The sequence below is a fragment of the Candidatus Phytoplasma tritici genome (assembly GCF_000495255.1).
GTDB lineage: Bacteria > Bacillota_I > Bacilli_A > Acholeplasmatales > Acholeplasmataceae > Phytoplasma > Phytoplasma tritici.
Genome location: NZ_AVAO01000001.1, coordinates 31637 through 46831, shown reverse-complemented (window position 1 = coordinate 46831; position 15195 = coordinate 31637). Strand labels below are relative to the sequence as shown.

Annotated in this window: 19 protein-coding genes; 6 read left to right on the top strand and 13 right to left on the bottom strand. The window is 23.7% G+C overall.

Annotated features, from left to right (window positions below; all coding sequences use genetic code 11):
- Nucleotides 1-219 precede the first annotated feature (219 nt).
- From N747_RS0100260 to N747_RS0100220, 10 genes are all read right to left on the bottom strand, one after another.
- Complete coding sequence (locus N747_RS0100260; protein WP_024563329.1) at nucleotides 220-942, bottom strand: hypothetical protein; 723 nt, start codon at nucleotides 940-942, stop codon at nucleotides 220-222.
- 467 nt (nucleotides 943-1409) lie between these two features.
- Complete coding sequence (locus N747_RS03965) at nucleotides 1410-1556, bottom strand: hypothetical protein (protein ID WP_240992275.1); 147 nt, start codon at nucleotides 1554-1556, stop codon at nucleotides 1410-1412.
- 428 nt (nucleotides 1557-1984) lie between these two features.
- Nucleotides 1985-2542: a hypothetical protein gene (locus N747_RS03960; RefSeq protein WP_240992274.1), complete on the bottom strand. Its 558-nt coding sequence runs from the start codon at nucleotides 2540-2542 to the stop codon at nucleotides 1985-1987.
- Nucleotides 2543-2567: 25 nt separating this feature from the next.
- A complete protein-coding gene (locus N747_RS03955) occupies nucleotides 2568-2819 on the bottom strand; it encodes a hypothetical protein (RefSeq protein ID WP_024563328.1) in 252 nt (83 codons plus the stop codon).
- Nucleotides 2820-2830: 11 nt separating this feature from the next.
- Nucleotides 2831-3058, bottom strand: a complete 228-nt coding sequence (locus N747_RS03950) for a hypothetical protein (protein WP_024563327.1) — start codon at nucleotides 3056-3058, stop codon at nucleotides 2831-2833.
- A gap of 23 nt (nucleotides 3059-3081) precedes the next feature.
- Nucleotides 3082-3315, bottom strand: a complete 234-nt coding sequence (locus N747_RS03945) for a hypothetical protein (RefSeq protein ID WP_240992273.1) — start codon at nucleotides 3313-3315, stop codon at nucleotides 3082-3084.
- A gap of 158 nt (nucleotides 3316-3473) precedes the next feature.
- A complete protein-coding gene (locus N747_RS03940) occupies nucleotides 3474-4079 on the bottom strand; it encodes a 3'-5' exonuclease (protein ID WP_240992286.1) in 606 nt (201 codons plus the stop codon).
- Between the two features lie 292 nt (nucleotides 4080-4371).
- Complete coding sequence (locus N747_RS03695) at nucleotides 4372-4929, bottom strand: UvrD-helicase domain-containing protein (protein WP_024563324.1); 558 nt, start codon at nucleotides 4927-4929, stop codon at nucleotides 4372-4374.
- 176 nt (nucleotides 4930-5105) lie between these two features.
- Complete coding sequence (locus N747_RS03690) at nucleotides 5106-5555, bottom strand: DUF2963 domain-containing protein (RefSeq protein WP_084193794.1); 450 nt, start codon at nucleotides 5553-5555, stop codon at nucleotides 5106-5108.
- Nucleotides 5556-6965: 1410 nt separating this feature from the next.
- Nucleotides 6966-7187 (bottom strand): hypothetical protein, encoded by a 222-nt coding sequence (locus N747_RS0100220; protein WP_024563323.1) that lies wholly within the window; start codon nucleotides 7185-7187, stop codon nucleotides 6966-6968.
- Nucleotides 7188-8036: 849 nt separating this feature from the next.
- Between N747_RS0100220 and rpmB the strand changes: the two genes are divergently transcribed.
- The 6 genes from rpmB (at nucleotide 8037) to N747_RS0100190 (ending at nucleotide 12634) form a co-directional block, all read left to right on the top strand.
- The gene (gene rpmB, locus N747_RS0100215) at nucleotides 8037-8225 is read left to right on the top strand and encodes a 50S ribosomal protein L28 (protein ID WP_011160481.1); all 189 of its coding nucleotides are present in this window, start codon (nucleotides 8037-8039) and stop codon (nucleotides 8223-8225) included.
- A 160-nt stretch (nucleotides 8226-8385) separates the two neighbouring features.
- The gene (gene rpmE, locus N747_RS0100210) at nucleotides 8386-8658 is read left to right on the top strand and encodes a 50S ribosomal protein L31 (RefSeq protein WP_024563322.1); all 273 of its coding nucleotides are present in this window, start codon (nucleotides 8386-8388) and stop codon (nucleotides 8656-8658) included.
- A 162-nt stretch (nucleotides 8659-8820) separates the two neighbouring features.
- The gene (locus tag N747_RS0100205) at nucleotides 8821-9450 is read left to right on the top strand and encodes a thymidine kinase (RefSeq protein WP_024563321.1); all 630 of its coding nucleotides are present in this window, start codon (nucleotides 8821-8823) and stop codon (nucleotides 9448-9450) included.
- Between the two features lie 58 nt (nucleotides 9451-9508).
- Complete coding sequence (locus tag N747_RS0100200) at nucleotides 9509-9994, top strand: nucleoside deaminase (protein ID WP_024563320.1); 486 nt, start codon at nucleotides 9509-9511, stop codon at nucleotides 9992-9994.
- Between the two features lie 219 nt (nucleotides 9995-10213).
- The gene (locus N747_RS0100195; protein ID WP_024563319.1) at nucleotides 10214-11503 is read left to right on the top strand and encodes a CCA tRNA nucleotidyltransferase; all 1290 of its coding nucleotides are present in this window, start codon (nucleotides 10214-10216) and stop codon (nucleotides 11501-11503) included.
- Between the two features lie 165 nt (nucleotides 11504-11668).
- A complete protein-coding gene (locus N747_RS0100190; protein WP_024563318.1) occupies nucleotides 11669-12634 on the top strand; it encodes an HD domain-containing protein in 966 nt (321 codons plus the stop codon).
- Between the two features lie 102 nt (nucleotides 12635-12736).
- On the opposite strand, the gene N747_RS0100185 is transcribed toward N747_RS0100190, so the two are convergent.
- From N747_RS0100185 to N747_RS0100175, 3 genes are all read right to left on the bottom strand, one after another.
- Nucleotides 12737-13156 (bottom strand): iron-sulfur cluster assembly scaffold protein, encoded by a 420-nt coding sequence (locus N747_RS0100185; RefSeq protein ID WP_024563317.1) that lies wholly within the window; start codon nucleotides 13154-13156, stop codon nucleotides 12737-12739.
- Between the two features lie 57 nt (nucleotides 13157-13213).
- Nucleotides 13214-14098, bottom strand: a complete 885-nt coding sequence (locus N747_RS0100180) for a type 2 periplasmic-binding domain-containing protein (protein ID WP_024563316.1) — start codon at nucleotides 14096-14098, stop codon at nucleotides 13214-13216.
- A 127-nt stretch (nucleotides 14099-14225) separates the two neighbouring features.
- Nucleotides 14226-15089, bottom strand: coding sequence for a MetQ/NlpA family ABC transporter substrate-binding protein (locus N747_RS0100175; RefSeq protein ID WP_029783855.1), 864 nt, complete (start codon nucleotides 15087-15089; stop codon nucleotides 14226-14228).
- Nucleotides 15090-15195: the final 106 nt, after the last annotated feature.

The following is a 15195-nucleotide window of genomic DNA, read 5'->3' as shown; positions in this document are numbered from 1 at the left end:
ATGAGACTTAATTTTAGCACTAAATAATTTAAGTGCCAAAGCAATTTTATTATATCATAAGATTTAATAATTAGCAAGTGTTAAAAGAATTAATTAGGTTTGGGATGATTCAAAAAATTATTTTATGTTTGTAGTAAATATTGTTAAATTATCTTATTGGAAATTGCAACAAAGTTTTTTATTTATTTTGTTTGTTATTATATTTATTCATTTATGTTATTATTTATTATCATAAAAATAAGTTTGATAAATAATCTTTAATCTTGGATTAAGATAAATAATACAACCCAATAATAATAAATTACAAGTAATAACTGTTTCTAAATTAAGAACAAAAATAGTAATAAAAGAAATTATCCCATTAGCAAAAAAGATATTATAATGGGGATTGTCTTTTAGAATATATTTAATACTTGGCAAATAACATAAATAACCATTTATAGCATAAAGACAAGTATGAATTAACATAATTATAATTAAAATGATTAATAAACGTATAATATTTTTTTTATTAATATTAAAATGACTTAAATCTTTACAATATAACAATCCTGTAAAAGACCAAGATAAAAGAGGCATTAAAGTTTTTAAAAGATAATTCAGTATAAAAAAAGGTACTTTATTAATATTTATTTTTTCAAGCAAAAAAATATCATAATCAGCTAAAATCCAAAAATGCCCCAAAGTAGTTACAAATTCACAAAAAATATAAATAAGAAGCATTAAAGAAGCTTTCTTAAATCCAAAGAAAAAACCTAAATAAAATAAAGGTACTAAAGCAAGATTCAAATAAGCTTTATAAGTTAAAGGAGACCTAAAATAATCATATAATCCCATTTGTTTAGAGAGATGAAATAATATAAGAGCTAAAGCAAGTATATGAGCTGCTAGAATATATTTATGCAAAGGCTTTTTAGTCTTTTGAGTGATTGAAGAATACAAAATATTGCTCCTTTTAATTTTCTAATATACTTGATAAATTTATTTTTAAAGAATTATTATATCACTTTTATCACCTCAATTATAACATATATCAAAATACAATAACATAATGTTAATATAAATAATTTATTCAAATTATCCAACAAAGATAAAAAATGTTAATTAATAATAAAAAAAATAATGGATATAAATATACATTATTTAATATAATTATTTAATTGTATTTATTATAAAGATTTATAATTATATATAATTTTCTATATTAATTTTAATATATTATTATATTTATTGATAACTATTATACTTTAATCTTTATATTTGGTTAATTTTTCTATGCCTCCATAAATTTTTTGAAATGCTGCATATAAATCTTTGTTTTTTAATTGTTCTTTATTTTTTTGAATAAAATTTCTTTAGGATACCACTAACTGTTCAATTAATTTATCAGCACAAACTTCTTCCATTAATTAATCAATTTTAGGATTTAAGGTTAGGTTGAAATAATCAATTTCTTCACCTGAATAAAGAGGTCTTCCAATTTTATCATTATAAGCATTAACTAATGTTTTAAATTCAGTAAAACGTTTTTCTGCATCAATGATTTTTAATACCATAAGCTTGATAAAAAGCCCCTCTTAAATCACTTAAAAAAATATCTTTTTTTTAATAAATATGTTTGTGATCTTTTAATTGTAGTTTCAAAAGGTGTTTGTTGTTTTTGTTTTAATGCATTCATTTAATCAAAGGGGGGTTTATAGGCGATTAATGAGTTTTTTCAAAATATTGTTTCTTTTTAAAAAAATCTTTTTCTTATTACTTATATTATAACATTAATAATTTTAATAATTTGAAATTTTTTTAAGTTTTTTTTACTTTATGAATAATTTTGTTTATTTTTTTCCAACAAAAAAAGCCGTCTAATAATTAGACAGCAAAATTAATTAAAAATATTTAATTTAAACTAATTTAATTAAATCAAATTAAATTAAGGAGAAGATTGAAAACTTTGAATATAATTATTTTCAAGATATCTATACCAATATTAACATTCAACTTTATTTAATATTTTAATATCTTGTTTTTCATAATCTTTTTTAAGTTTTAATTTAAGTTTTTGTAATTTAAAATATTTTTTAAAATTCTTATTAAGAAAATAATTTTTTGGTTGAATACTAGATAAATTTAAACTAAAATAATTAGAATTTTGAAATTGATTTGGAGCCATATAAGATTTAAACAACAAAGTTAAATTATGTGGAATTTTAATATTTCTTCCATTAATTGTTTGTTTAATATTCCATTCAAATATATTAGAAAAATTAAAATTAACCATTGGAAATGAACTTAATTCTATTTCTTTAATTATATCATAAGGAAATAACGCAAAAAAAGATTCTTTGGGACAAGAAAAACATGTACGAGAAAATCCAAACAAATGACGACTATAAAAATCAATTCCAATAGAAGCATTAGTTTCAATTTGTTTATCATTTTTAGTAATATATTTACTAACATAAGAAACAATTTTTGGAATATAATCTTTTATATCAAAAGTTCCTTTATCAAAAACTTTACATTTATTAATTTCAATTTTTAACATTTTTTTAAGATTAGTTTCTGATGGTCTATAATGGTCTATAAATTTGCACATTTTGACTAATTGGATTTAAATGTTTATAATGTTTTATATTATTTTTATTCATAACAGATGCATAAGCATTAGCCCAAAACAAAGTAATTTTTGGGACTTTAACATTCTTTTTCTCGTAATAATTTTGAGGTATTTTAATATTACCTTTTTCATCTATTTTATGCATTAAATAATCATCATAAAAAATACTCTTATTTCCTTTAATAGGTCGGTTTTTCAAACCCAAAGCATAATTCTTTAATCAGTACATAAATAACGAGAATATCCACCAAAAGACTTTAAAACATCAACACTAAAAAGAAAATGATAATGAATAGTTCCTAATCTAGTAGTTTCCAAAGAACAAAAATAACGAAAATCTTGCATTTTAGAATAAACCAAATCTTTTTGAGAAAACTTTTGAAGCAAATTTGATAAATAAGTTTTTCTTACTAAACGAATAAAACGTTTTCTTACTTGTCCCATAATATTAGGTTCACAAGTATATTTTATAGATTTACCTTATTATATAAAGGTTTATCCTTAGCATTTTGAGTAGATTCTCGATAATGCCTTAAAATTTTTAATTTTGGTTTATTTTCTTTAACTTTAACTTTTTTTAATTGTTTTTTCAAAGAATAATCAAAATTCAAATCATCATCACTTAATCCTAATTGTCTTTCTTCTTCTTTTAATTTTAGATATTTTTTATGATATCTAATTCTTTTCAAAGGTTCAAACATAGGATAATTAAAACCTTTTAAACAAGTCTCTAAACCATTATATATTTTTTTTACTTTATAAATATTTTTAGAAATTTCCTTAAATAAACACATAATTTCCAATAACATTTATTATAATCAGATTCAGTAATTTGATTTAATTTATGTTGTTTTTCTAATTAGTTAACTTTTTCATTATAAGTTTTAATAGTAGTAGATAATTCATCATAAATTTCTATATCTTCTAAATTAAGTAAATTAATTTTTAAATAATCTAAATTAAAAATTTTATCACTTAATCCTTTTGCAAAATCATAAGAAATTAATTCTTTTTTTACCAAAGAATAAAAATAATCTATAAAAATAGAAGAATCATTTGAAGTTAAAATTTCAATATCATATTCAACACGAGTTATTGCAGTATAAATTAATTTTTTTTCTAAAACTTTATCTTGTGATTCATTTCGGTTTTGCCAACCAATTAAATAAACACATGCATTTTCAGATCCTTTATATCCATGTATAGTTGACAAAATAATTTTGCAATCTTTACTGTTTTTATCAACAGTAGTAAAAGGAATTTGATTTTTTTCAAACTCATATTCAAGTTTTTGTAATTCACTATTACTACGACAAAGAACAGTTGTAGGATGAATTAAAGAATTTTTAATTTTTTCACACAAATAATTAACTTGTTGATAAAAATTATTAAAAAAAGAAAAATTTATAAAATCTCTATATTTTTTTTCACTAAAAGATAATTGTAAATATTCCTTATTATCAATTAATTCATTAGCTGCTTTAACAATATTAATACCTTTAGAACGATAATTAACATTTAAAAAATGTTTTTGAGGTCTAAAATCTTTTAAAAAAGTTCCAAAATGCGTTCACTAGAACCAAAAGAACTATAAATATAAAAAATAATTTAAATCTTGGAATTCATCAATAAAAACAGAACGATTATAAATTAAACCATTATTTCTTTCAACAAATTCAATAAAATCACTAGTTTCAATTAATAAACCATCAAAAGTTATTAAAGTTATAATAATTTAATTTTTTCATAATACAAATTTAATAACAATTCAAAAGATTTTTTAAAACTTTATCATCAATTTTAATAGATGAATAACGGTTTTCTTTTTGAAAAGTTAAACGTATTAAATTATTTAATTCCTGTAAAAGATTTCTAAATGAATATTTTCTTTGTTCTTTAAAATACAATTTTAAATCTTGATTTTCTTTTAAAATCAGTTTTAAAATATTTAATTTAGTTTCATCATCAATAAATTTTCGTTGTTTTGTTGTTTCATCAAAAATATTATATTTTAAATAACAAGAATAAGCAAAACTATGAAATGTTCTAATTTCATAATTATCTTTTAAATATTTTTCTAATTCATAATCATTATAAGAAGAATAATCTTCTTTTAATGATAAAAATAATTTATCATAAATAATATTTTTAGTAGCATTAGTAGCTACCAAAATTAAAGGTTTTTCTTTTTCTTTTTGTCTTAATTTTTCAATTAAAATGGTAGTTTTGCCAGAACCAGCTCCACCATATATATACATGCAAGAATCATCTAAATTAATAATATCTTTTTGTTCTTTTGATAAATTAAATGACATCTTGTTATCCTTTATAATATTAAAAGACCCTCAAACCCCCAAAAGGGGCCTTATACAAAAGGGGCCTTATAAGAGAGAGTGTAATATAGTTAATCTCAATATCCATCAGCTAGCCGCCTAATTCGCTATGCTCGTCTTTGAATATTTTTATACTTATTTTATTTGCTTATGCATGATTAATTATTTATGATTTCTTTAACGGTTCCATCAGGGTTATAATAAATTTTAATCTTTTTGCCTGTTTGAAGGTCGTATTTCTCAATATAATCAATTGTTTTACCATCACGACAAAAATAAGTTGTTTTAATTAATTTACCTATGTCTTTATTATATTCTTCAATATAATCAATTATTTTACCATCCGTTTTATAATATGTTTTTTTAATTAAATTACCTGTGTCTTTGTTATATTCATTAATATAATTAATTGTTGTGCAATCAGGTTTATAAAAAGTTATTGGAAGATATTTAAGTGATGAAGTTTGGTCTGGTTGTTTTTGTTCTATTTTGTATCTAATTTCTAATTCTTTATTATTTTTGGTAAAAAAATTAATATATAAAAATATACCAATAATTACACCAATCAATAAACAAATAAAATTATCAAATAAATTATATTTTTTCATCTAATTCTGTTTTATTAATAATTTTTCTTTATTATTTTTCAACCTTTTCATAATCTACTTTTTCAAATAATATTAAAGGATAATTTAAATTATCCTTTAATGAGTGCTTTTTAAAAAGCACTCATTATTTAATCCATGTAATTTTAGTTGAATCAAGAACAACAATGCCAAACTTATATAAAACAAAAATAAATATACCACTAAGGACAATAAGTGTTAAAACTTGTCTTAAAGTCATTATTTTAAATCTCTTTTTTTATTATTTAGCTATTGACAAATAACCTTTTGAAGCAAAATAAACAATCAAAGGAATAACAATACCTATTGTAGGCAAAATCCAATATGTAAAAAACTGCCTAAGGTTAATTTATTTCTTCTAAAAGATTTTTTACTGGATGCTGAATAAAAACGTCTGTAATTTCTCGCCATTTTAATCTTCTTTTTTTTATTTTTATTTATAAGAAAAATATTTTTTAATATTTAGAAACAATAAGGAAACCAACTTTAAAAGTTGGTATTTTTTTTAATGGTTCTTTAATCGCCTACATAATTCAAGTAATTCATTAATTTCTTTATTTATCAATTTTTTTTATTCTATAATCTATTTGTGTTATTTGTGGATATATATTTGTTCTATTTGTTGTTCAAATATTTCAATAAAATTATTTAATTTATCTATTTGAGTTTCTATTTTTTTTAACTTGTTGTTTAACTAAAACTTTTTCTTTGGCTTTAACTTCTTTTAATATTGTTTTATGTTTTTTAATGTTTTCTTCTATTTCATCTTGTTTAATTTGAATTTGAAGTAATTCTTTTTTTAATTGTCTTCTGTCGTTGTTTAATTGTTCTTTTTGTTCGGAATATAAATTAGATTTTATTAATTCTTTTTCTTTTTATTTCATTTGTTGTTCTATTTTACCAATATTATTATTAAATCTACTATCATTATTTCTAGCAACTTTTTCAATCATCATAATAAGACGTCTATTAGAATGGTTCTTCTTAAGCAAATTTATAAATTAAAGAATTAATGGTTTAAAAAAGATAATTAAGTGTATTTTCGCAACAAGGGGTTTTTCTTTTCTTTTTTTTAATCACGAAATTTAAAAAAATGTCTTGAAGCTTTTATCACCGACTTTAATTTCAATATGATATTCTAACTAAACCGACATAACTTTGCGGATATCTTAAATAATTTAAAAAATATTAAAAAGCAGTTATAAAATCACCCTTTGATGCATCTACTTTCATTATCTTTATCTTTTTAATTAACACCTTCATCTCTATTATCTGCTAATAAAACAATTTGATAAGTTAAACCACAACGAAATAATTTTTCAAATAATTTTAAATTTTCTTGTTTGTTTTCTGGTTTTTTACGTTCCTTTTTTAAACTTAAATAATGTTTTACTAATTGTTTAAAATATGATTATCATCTTCATTACCTAAACCGGCGTCTTGATAATCACGTGACATTAATGCTTTTTCTAATTGTGCGTTTTCTGTTACATCTTTAACTTCAAAAAACTCATCAGCTTGGGATTTAAAAGTTTTAAAATTATTTTTTCTCTTTTGAGTATCAAAAAAATTAGACAGCCTATAAAATCCCCATAAAAGCAACAGTATAAACAACTAAAACTACTAAAAATTAATACTTGCGATATCCTCTCCTGTAATTTTCTTATTCTTATTAATATTAACGCATATATTTATTCTAATTCCTTTCCAATATTGTTTTTATTATGAAAACAAAATATTTATAATTTATCAATTAGCTATTATTAAAGATTAGATAATAATAATTAATTTGATAATAAAAAAAGTTAGCCTTAAAAAATACCCAAAAAACAATTTTAATTAATTATTAATTAAAGATAATAATTTGATAATTTTTAAAGAACTAACTTAATAAAGATAAAAAGGAACATTCCTATAATAAAGAACAATTTATTCTTAAATTAGGGAATAATAATGTTCTTAAAATGAAGAACATTTAAGTAATACAAAAAATGATACTAAAAATAAATTATTGGTCCTTTTTTCAAATATTAAATGTTTTCAAACATGCAAAAAAAATAATTGAGGAATAACAAAATAATAATTTACTTAGCTTTATTAATGCAACAATTAAGATGCATGAAGGGGCAAAAAGTGATAAAATCGAGGTGCAAAACCAAAAATATGACACAAAAAATAGTAAAAACTAGTCTCTTTTATCTTTAAATAATAAATATTTGATTATAGATGAGATTTGCAATATTATTTTATTAGATTTAAAATAAATATACAAATATAATAACACAAAAAAATCAAATAAAATAATATTGCAATTAAAATCAATCCCTATACTCGATATAAAATTATCCCGAACTAAACAAACAACAATAAATTTATTTTTAAAAAAGTAAAAAAACATCATCCAAATAAAACCTTATTATGATATAATAATTTATATACTGTAATTAATAAAGGAGAAAAACAATGAGTAAATGTTATATCACTGGAAAAACCACCCTTTTTGGTAATCGTCGTAGCCACGCTATGAACGCAACTAAAAGAATTTGGAAAGCCAACTTACAAAACGTAAAAATTGTTGACGAAAACGGCAAGGTTCAAAAAGTAAAAATCTCTGCTAGGGCTTTAAAAAAACTCAAATTACAAAGAGCCTAAAAAATCTTGGATTTCTTATTTTTTATATTTTCTGATTTTCTCAAAAATAAGAAATCCAAGGATCAAAAAGCCAATAAAAAAAATAAATAATAAAACACAAAACACATCGCATAACACATAACAAAATAAAAAATAAAATCAAAAAAGGAGCTCTAAATGCATGAAAGCAAATATTCACCCTCAATTTGAAACAGTGGAAGTATCTTGTGCAACTTGTGGCAAACAACACCTAATTGGCACCACAGTTACTAGCATCAAAATAGAAACTTGTTCTAATTGCCACCTTTTTTACACTGGCGCCCAAACTTTTGTAGTTAAAGCAGGTCCAGTTGACAAATTTAACAAACGTTATGGAATTACCCAAGAACAAAAAATTAAAACAGTTTCTTCAAATGCTGATAAACAAAAAGAAACCACCAAAGAACAAGAATAAAAATAAATAATAAATTCAAAAATTAAATACTTAGCCTTATCACCAAATATTTAAAATAAAATAGCAAATCGCCTTCTAAAAGTTCTTTTGGACCAACTATCACACCACAAAAACCAAAAAAATTAATTCAAATTATCTTATTTATAAAGGAGTTCAAAAAGAATGACCCAAAAAGAACAAGGGCAAGGTTTTATTGAAGTTATTTGTGGACCAATGTTTGCAGGAAAAACAGAAGCATTAATTCAACGAAGCAATCAAGCATTACAACTCAACAAAAAAATTTTATCCTTTAAACCACGAATAGATGACCGTTATTCTGTTAAAGAAGAGATAATTTCTCACAATCGCAACACTATTCCTGCTATTTTAATTGACAAAAGCAAAGACATTCTCGCGTTTATTACTCCCGAAATTGATGTTGTCATAATAGATGAATCCCAATTTTTAGATAACGACATTATCGCTATTGTAGATTATTTAGCTAACTGCAATATTGAAGTTATTATATCAGGTTTAGAACTTGATTTTTGCGGAAAACCATTCGGACCAATGCCTTATTTATTAGCAATTGCAGACGCCGTTACTAAATTAACTTCCATTTGTGCTATCAGCGGGAAAAAAGCTAACCGAACTCAAAGATTAATTAACGGCAAACCTGCTCAAAGCAATGAACCTGTGATTTTGGTAGGTGGAAAAGAATGCCATGAACCTCGTTGTCGCAAACACCATTGTTTAGCAGATATTGATAAAACAAAAATTAATTGGCAAAATTTCACCGACCAATCTAAATAACTCCACTAAAATAATTCATCTCAATAATTCGTTTGGAATGCGGATTAACACTTAAAATATGGAAAATAATAAACAACAACATATTTTTTTTATGAAAGAAGCTTTAAAAGAAGCTTTAAAAGCCTACCTCAAAGAAGAAGTCCCCATCGGAGCTGTCGCTGTTTTAAACCAAAAAATAATTGCACGTTCTCATAATAACAGAAACACTAAAAAAAAATTTTTTGGACACGCTGAATTTTTAGCCCTCATAAAAGCAGGCAAAAAAATAAACAGCCGTTTTTTAAATGATGTATCTCTTTATGTAACTTTAGAACCTTGCTTAATGTGTACAGGAGCTATCATACAAACAGGCATCAAAAATCTTTATTATGGCGCAAGCATGGAAAAATCATATTCTTTTAATGATATGTTATCTATCAAAAATATGCCTTTTATGAATAAATTAAATATCCAATCAGGACTTTTAGCTCAAGAAAGCACACAACTTTTACAAAAATTTTTTCAAAAAATAAGAATCAAAAAAATAATTTATTATCCCCATTAAAACAATAAAAACAAATTCAGCAAAACAATAACAAATCTTATCACAATACAATTAGACCATCAAAACCGATGGTCTTTTATTTTCAAAAAAAATAATTTTATTTTAATATATTGACGCATCCTAAATAATGAACCTACATTAAAATCACAAATAAACACTAATAATAAAATTACTAATATTTACAAATATTTACCAAAAAATAAATAATAAAACGTACTAATGAAAAAACAAAACTTTAACAAACAAAATAAAAAAATTAGAAATATTACTAAAAAAACCAAAAATATGAAACATTCCAATCAACTAAAAATAGCTCAAAAAATAATTACTATCTTAAAAACAAAAGGCTTCGAAGCCTTTATTGTTGGTGGTACTGTCAGAGATTATTTACTCAAAATAAATGCTAACGAAGACATCGACATAACTACTAACGCCGATCCCCAACAAATAAAACTCCTTTTATGCCCAGAAAAAACAAACCAAATACAAATTTATTATGATAGCCTTAAAATAACTTTTGAAAATTATCTTTTCGAAATTACTACTTACAGAAAAGAAGGCACTTACAAAGACTATCGCCACCCTAGTGAAATTTTTTTAACTAAAAACATCCATCAAGACCTTTTAAGACGTGATTTTACTATTAATGCTCTTTTAATGGATGAAACTGGTAAAATATTTGATTTCACACCCGAAAAACAAGGGAAAAAAGATTTAAAAAAAAGATTAATTCGCACTATCAAAGACCCTTTTATTAGATTCCAAGAAGATCCTTTAAGAATTTTAAGAGCTTTTTATTTTCAATCTAAACTAGGTTTTTGCATAGAAAAAAAAACCAAAAAAGCTATCATCCAAAAAAACCATTTATTAGCTAAAATTTCTTCTCAAAGAATCTATGAACACATCGAAAAAATAATAACTCACAAAAACTGGCACCAAACTTTTAAAACTATGATAGAAACCAAAACCCATCTATTTTTACCCCAACTAGAACAAAGTATTCTTTGTTTAGGTTATCTACATGAAAATCAAATTAAATACATTCAAGCACACCACAAATTAAAAAGAAGAATTTTTTGGTCAATTTCACTTTTACTAAAAAACAAAATCCTTACATCTTTTCCTTTTACCAAACAAAAGAAAAAAAGCTACCAAAACATTGCCTCTTTAAGTTTATATCTTTGGGAAAATATTACTTTTAATTTATTTAAACATGGATTAAAAAATTGTCTCCTAGCTAATCAAATTAATTATCTTTTACAAAAAGAACCTTATGAAGCAGCCAAAATACAATATATTTATCAACATTTACCAATAAAAACAATTACTGAACTTAATTTTAATTGGCAAGAAGTCTTAAAACAATTACCCCATAAGCCCAAAGGAACATGGATTAAACATACACAAAAACAATTAATTACCAAAGTACTTAACAAAGAAATACCCAACATCAAAGAACAATTAATTAATTTTGTACTTAGCCAAAATCAAACCCTAGATAAAGAATAAAAAAATAAACAATATGAACTTAATTGTGTATTAACAAAATTATAAACATCAATTTATTTTTTTGTTTACAAATGTAATAATTCAAACTCACTATTTCCCATTTACAAACAACCTTCATCAATATATTTTTATCAATCACAATCTAGACCAATAGGAAACAAACGTATGAAAAAAAACCAAACCAACAACTTACCGAAATATCAAAAAGGACAAATCAACTTTTTTACAGGCAAAGTCACAAGCATCAATCAAGGACTTCATTTTTATAATATCACCTTGCAATTACAAGATAAAAGCGATATTAACATCAAATTAGAACCTCGAACCAAACCACCTATCCAAGGACAAATATATCATTTCAAAACTATTTGTCTTCTCAAAAATGAAGAAATTATTTTGATGAATCAAACATATAATTTAGCTTATAATGTATTAGATATGAAAACTTTGTACGAAATTTATTTAACTTTTTATGAATGTTCTCCTATTTCTTTTGCAATAGTAAAAGACGAGTTAGAAAGCTATTTAAATAAAATAAAAAATAAAATCTTAAAACAAATTACTTATAATTTATATTACAAAAACAAAAATAAATTTTTAATTTCCAAAGCAGCGTTAAAAATTCATCACAATTATTATGGTGGACTTGGTTATCATACTTTAACTATGTTAAAAATGGCAGACTCTCTTTTAAAAATTTATCCTTTTATCAATAGTGATTTACTATTTGCAGGTACTATTTTACATGACATGGAAAAAATTAAAGAACTAGATTTAGAACAAAAAAATTATACACCCAAAGGTTTGCTATTAGGTCATTTAGTCATGGGTGCTTGTGAAGTGGAAAAAGAAGCCCAATTATTGGGTTTTCAAGATAAAGAAGAAGTGTTATTATTAAAACATATGTTAATTTCTCATCATGGACTTTTAGAACATGGAGCTGCCAAAAGACCAAAAATAGGAGAAGCTCTTTTACTTTGGTATTTAGATAATATTGATTGTAAATTAACATCTTTACAAGAATTTTTAAAAAAAACCGATACCCAAAAATTTACAGAACCTATCCCTGTTTTAGAAAAAAAAGGGTTTTATAAATCATTAGATTTAAATCAAAATAATGATGATGAATAATTTTTTTAATTACAAAAAATAGTTATTTTCTAAATTTATTTATATTATTTATTATCTATTTTATTTTTGTATAATATCAAATATTAAAAGTTTTGTAATAAATTATTCAAGTAAGAATTCTTGCAAAGTTTGCCAAGGCAATAAAACACAATTAATTTTACCTGGCAATTGATAAACTATATCAAATGCTTTTAGAGCTGAATTAAGCAAATCATCATCATAAGTTTGATTTTGAACCATAGCCATAAAATGATTAGTTTTATTTAAGGCTTGTGATTTGGTTAAATGTTGCAAATAAAATGACATAACACTGGCAGAAGCAACACAAATAGAACAAGCATTAGCTTCATATTTAATATCTATAATTTTATTGTTATCACATTTTAATTGAATAATAACTTTATCACCACAATAAGAAGTTTGTTTTTCAAATTGAATATATCCTGGGAGTTTAGCATCAGTTTGATTTTGTGGATTGTGATAATGTTTCATAATTATTTCGTGTTTTTTAGGATCAAACATTTGGTTATTTCTTTCTTGTGGTTTGCGCTTATAATGCAAAATATGTTAATAATTTGATTATAACCATTTTTGTTTAATTTTTTCTCTTAACTCATTCTGGTCTTTTACCATAATATAATCCTGGGTTATGCCACCTTGTAAAAATTGTGCTTTTTTATAATGAATGTCATTTAAAACTTGTTTAAGGATTGTAACTTTAGAGCTTGTCTCAGTTCCTGTTTTAGCAGCTAAAATAACAGCATAAGATAAAAACACATCTTCTTGGGGTTCAATATTTTCTTCTTTTCCTAAACCAATAGAACCAACTCTTACAAAATTACTATCTCTCATCATACCAGGACAATTAATTGCAAGATCATATTTTTGAGTATCTTGAAATTTTTGAGAAATTTCTAAAAGATGTGAAGTTTTAATAAATTCAAAATCATAAATGTTTTTGACATCCTTTAAGGATAGATTAAAACCTTTTTCTTTAATGGTCTGTTCGCTTACTTCAACTAGTTCTAATTTTTTAAGTAAAAATAAAGAGCGAGCAAAATCACAAGGAGCTATATGCAATTCATTAAAAGGGGCGTACAAAACACGTAAATTTTTGTGTTTTTTAACATCTTCCAAAGTTTTGAGTCCTAGAGTGTTTTTTTTGTGGATGTATAATCCATATTTAGGATGAAATAAGGGGCTTACCATTGTTAAAGGCAAAGTTCCTTCTTTGGTTTTATAAATTTGATTATATCCTTGCATAGTGTGAAAATTATTACCAATATTAGCGTCAATCAAACCTTGTTTTAAGGCTTCATTACCTGACAATTGATATTGGATTTGAACTTCTTGTTCACTTAAAATCTCTAATTTAGCGTTGTATTGCAAAAAATCATCTTTAATTTCAACAAGAGCATCAAGAACTCTTTGAAAAGGGCTTGCAATTTTAATTATTTGTTCCATTGTTAATTCCTTTTTTGTTTTTGCTTTATAATGGTGTTGTTTTTAGATTGGGAATAGTGTTGTTTGTAGAATTGAATAAATAACAATATTAATAAACTAAAATATTTTTACTATCATATTTTAAATTTTAATGTTGTAGCCATAATTCTTTAAGGTGTTTAGTAGTTTTTTCTGGGTCTTTGACCATAACATAGTCTTGTTGGACACCACCTTCTTGTAAATGAAATGCTTTTACTTTAGGATTGTTTAAAATGGCTTTAAAGGTTTTTATCTGTTCGCTATCTTTATGACTTTTTAAACAAGAAAGCCCAATAGCATAAGAGGCAATAAAATCATCTGTTGGTTCTTCGTTGCCTTCAATGATAGCTCCGATGCGGAAAAAATCAGGATAAGGATTCATAAAGGCAGGCCAGTTCACCATAAGATCGTATTTTTGGGGATTTTGAGCAAATTTATCAGGAGTTTGAGAAGCCTTAATAAATTCTAAATTATAAGGATTTTGGATGTCTGCAAAAGAAATACCAAACTTTTTTTCTTGTAATACTTTAGGATCAATTTTAATTAAACCTAATTTATTTAACAAAACCAAAGAGCGAGGAGTATCGCAAGGACCAATATAAGAAAAAGCCACAGCTAAAAGAACTTTTAAATTAGAATGTTTTTTGACATCTTCTAAGTCTTTCAAAACGGGATTACGGTTTTTATTGATATAAAGTCCGTATTTAGAATAATAAAAGGCTTGAACATATTCAAACATTTCTTTATTGTTAGTTTTTAAAATTTCATTGTGATAATTAACAACATGAATATTAAAATATATTATACCATCAACTTTACCAGAAGAAATTAAATCTGTTCCTTCTGTGTAATAATTTACCTTAGTGACTTGGAGGTCAATGCCGTCTTTTTTGACTAAATCACTAGCTTTATTCAGGGTATTTACAACTGATTGCAAAGGGCTTGCAATTTTAATAATTTTGGGAATTTGCATAAATTTAAAACCTTTTTCAAGCAAATAAATAATTTATTTAAATTTGAGAATTTGAATAGCAATGTAGTTATTAGAAATATTTTAATCGATAGTATAAATAAAAAAT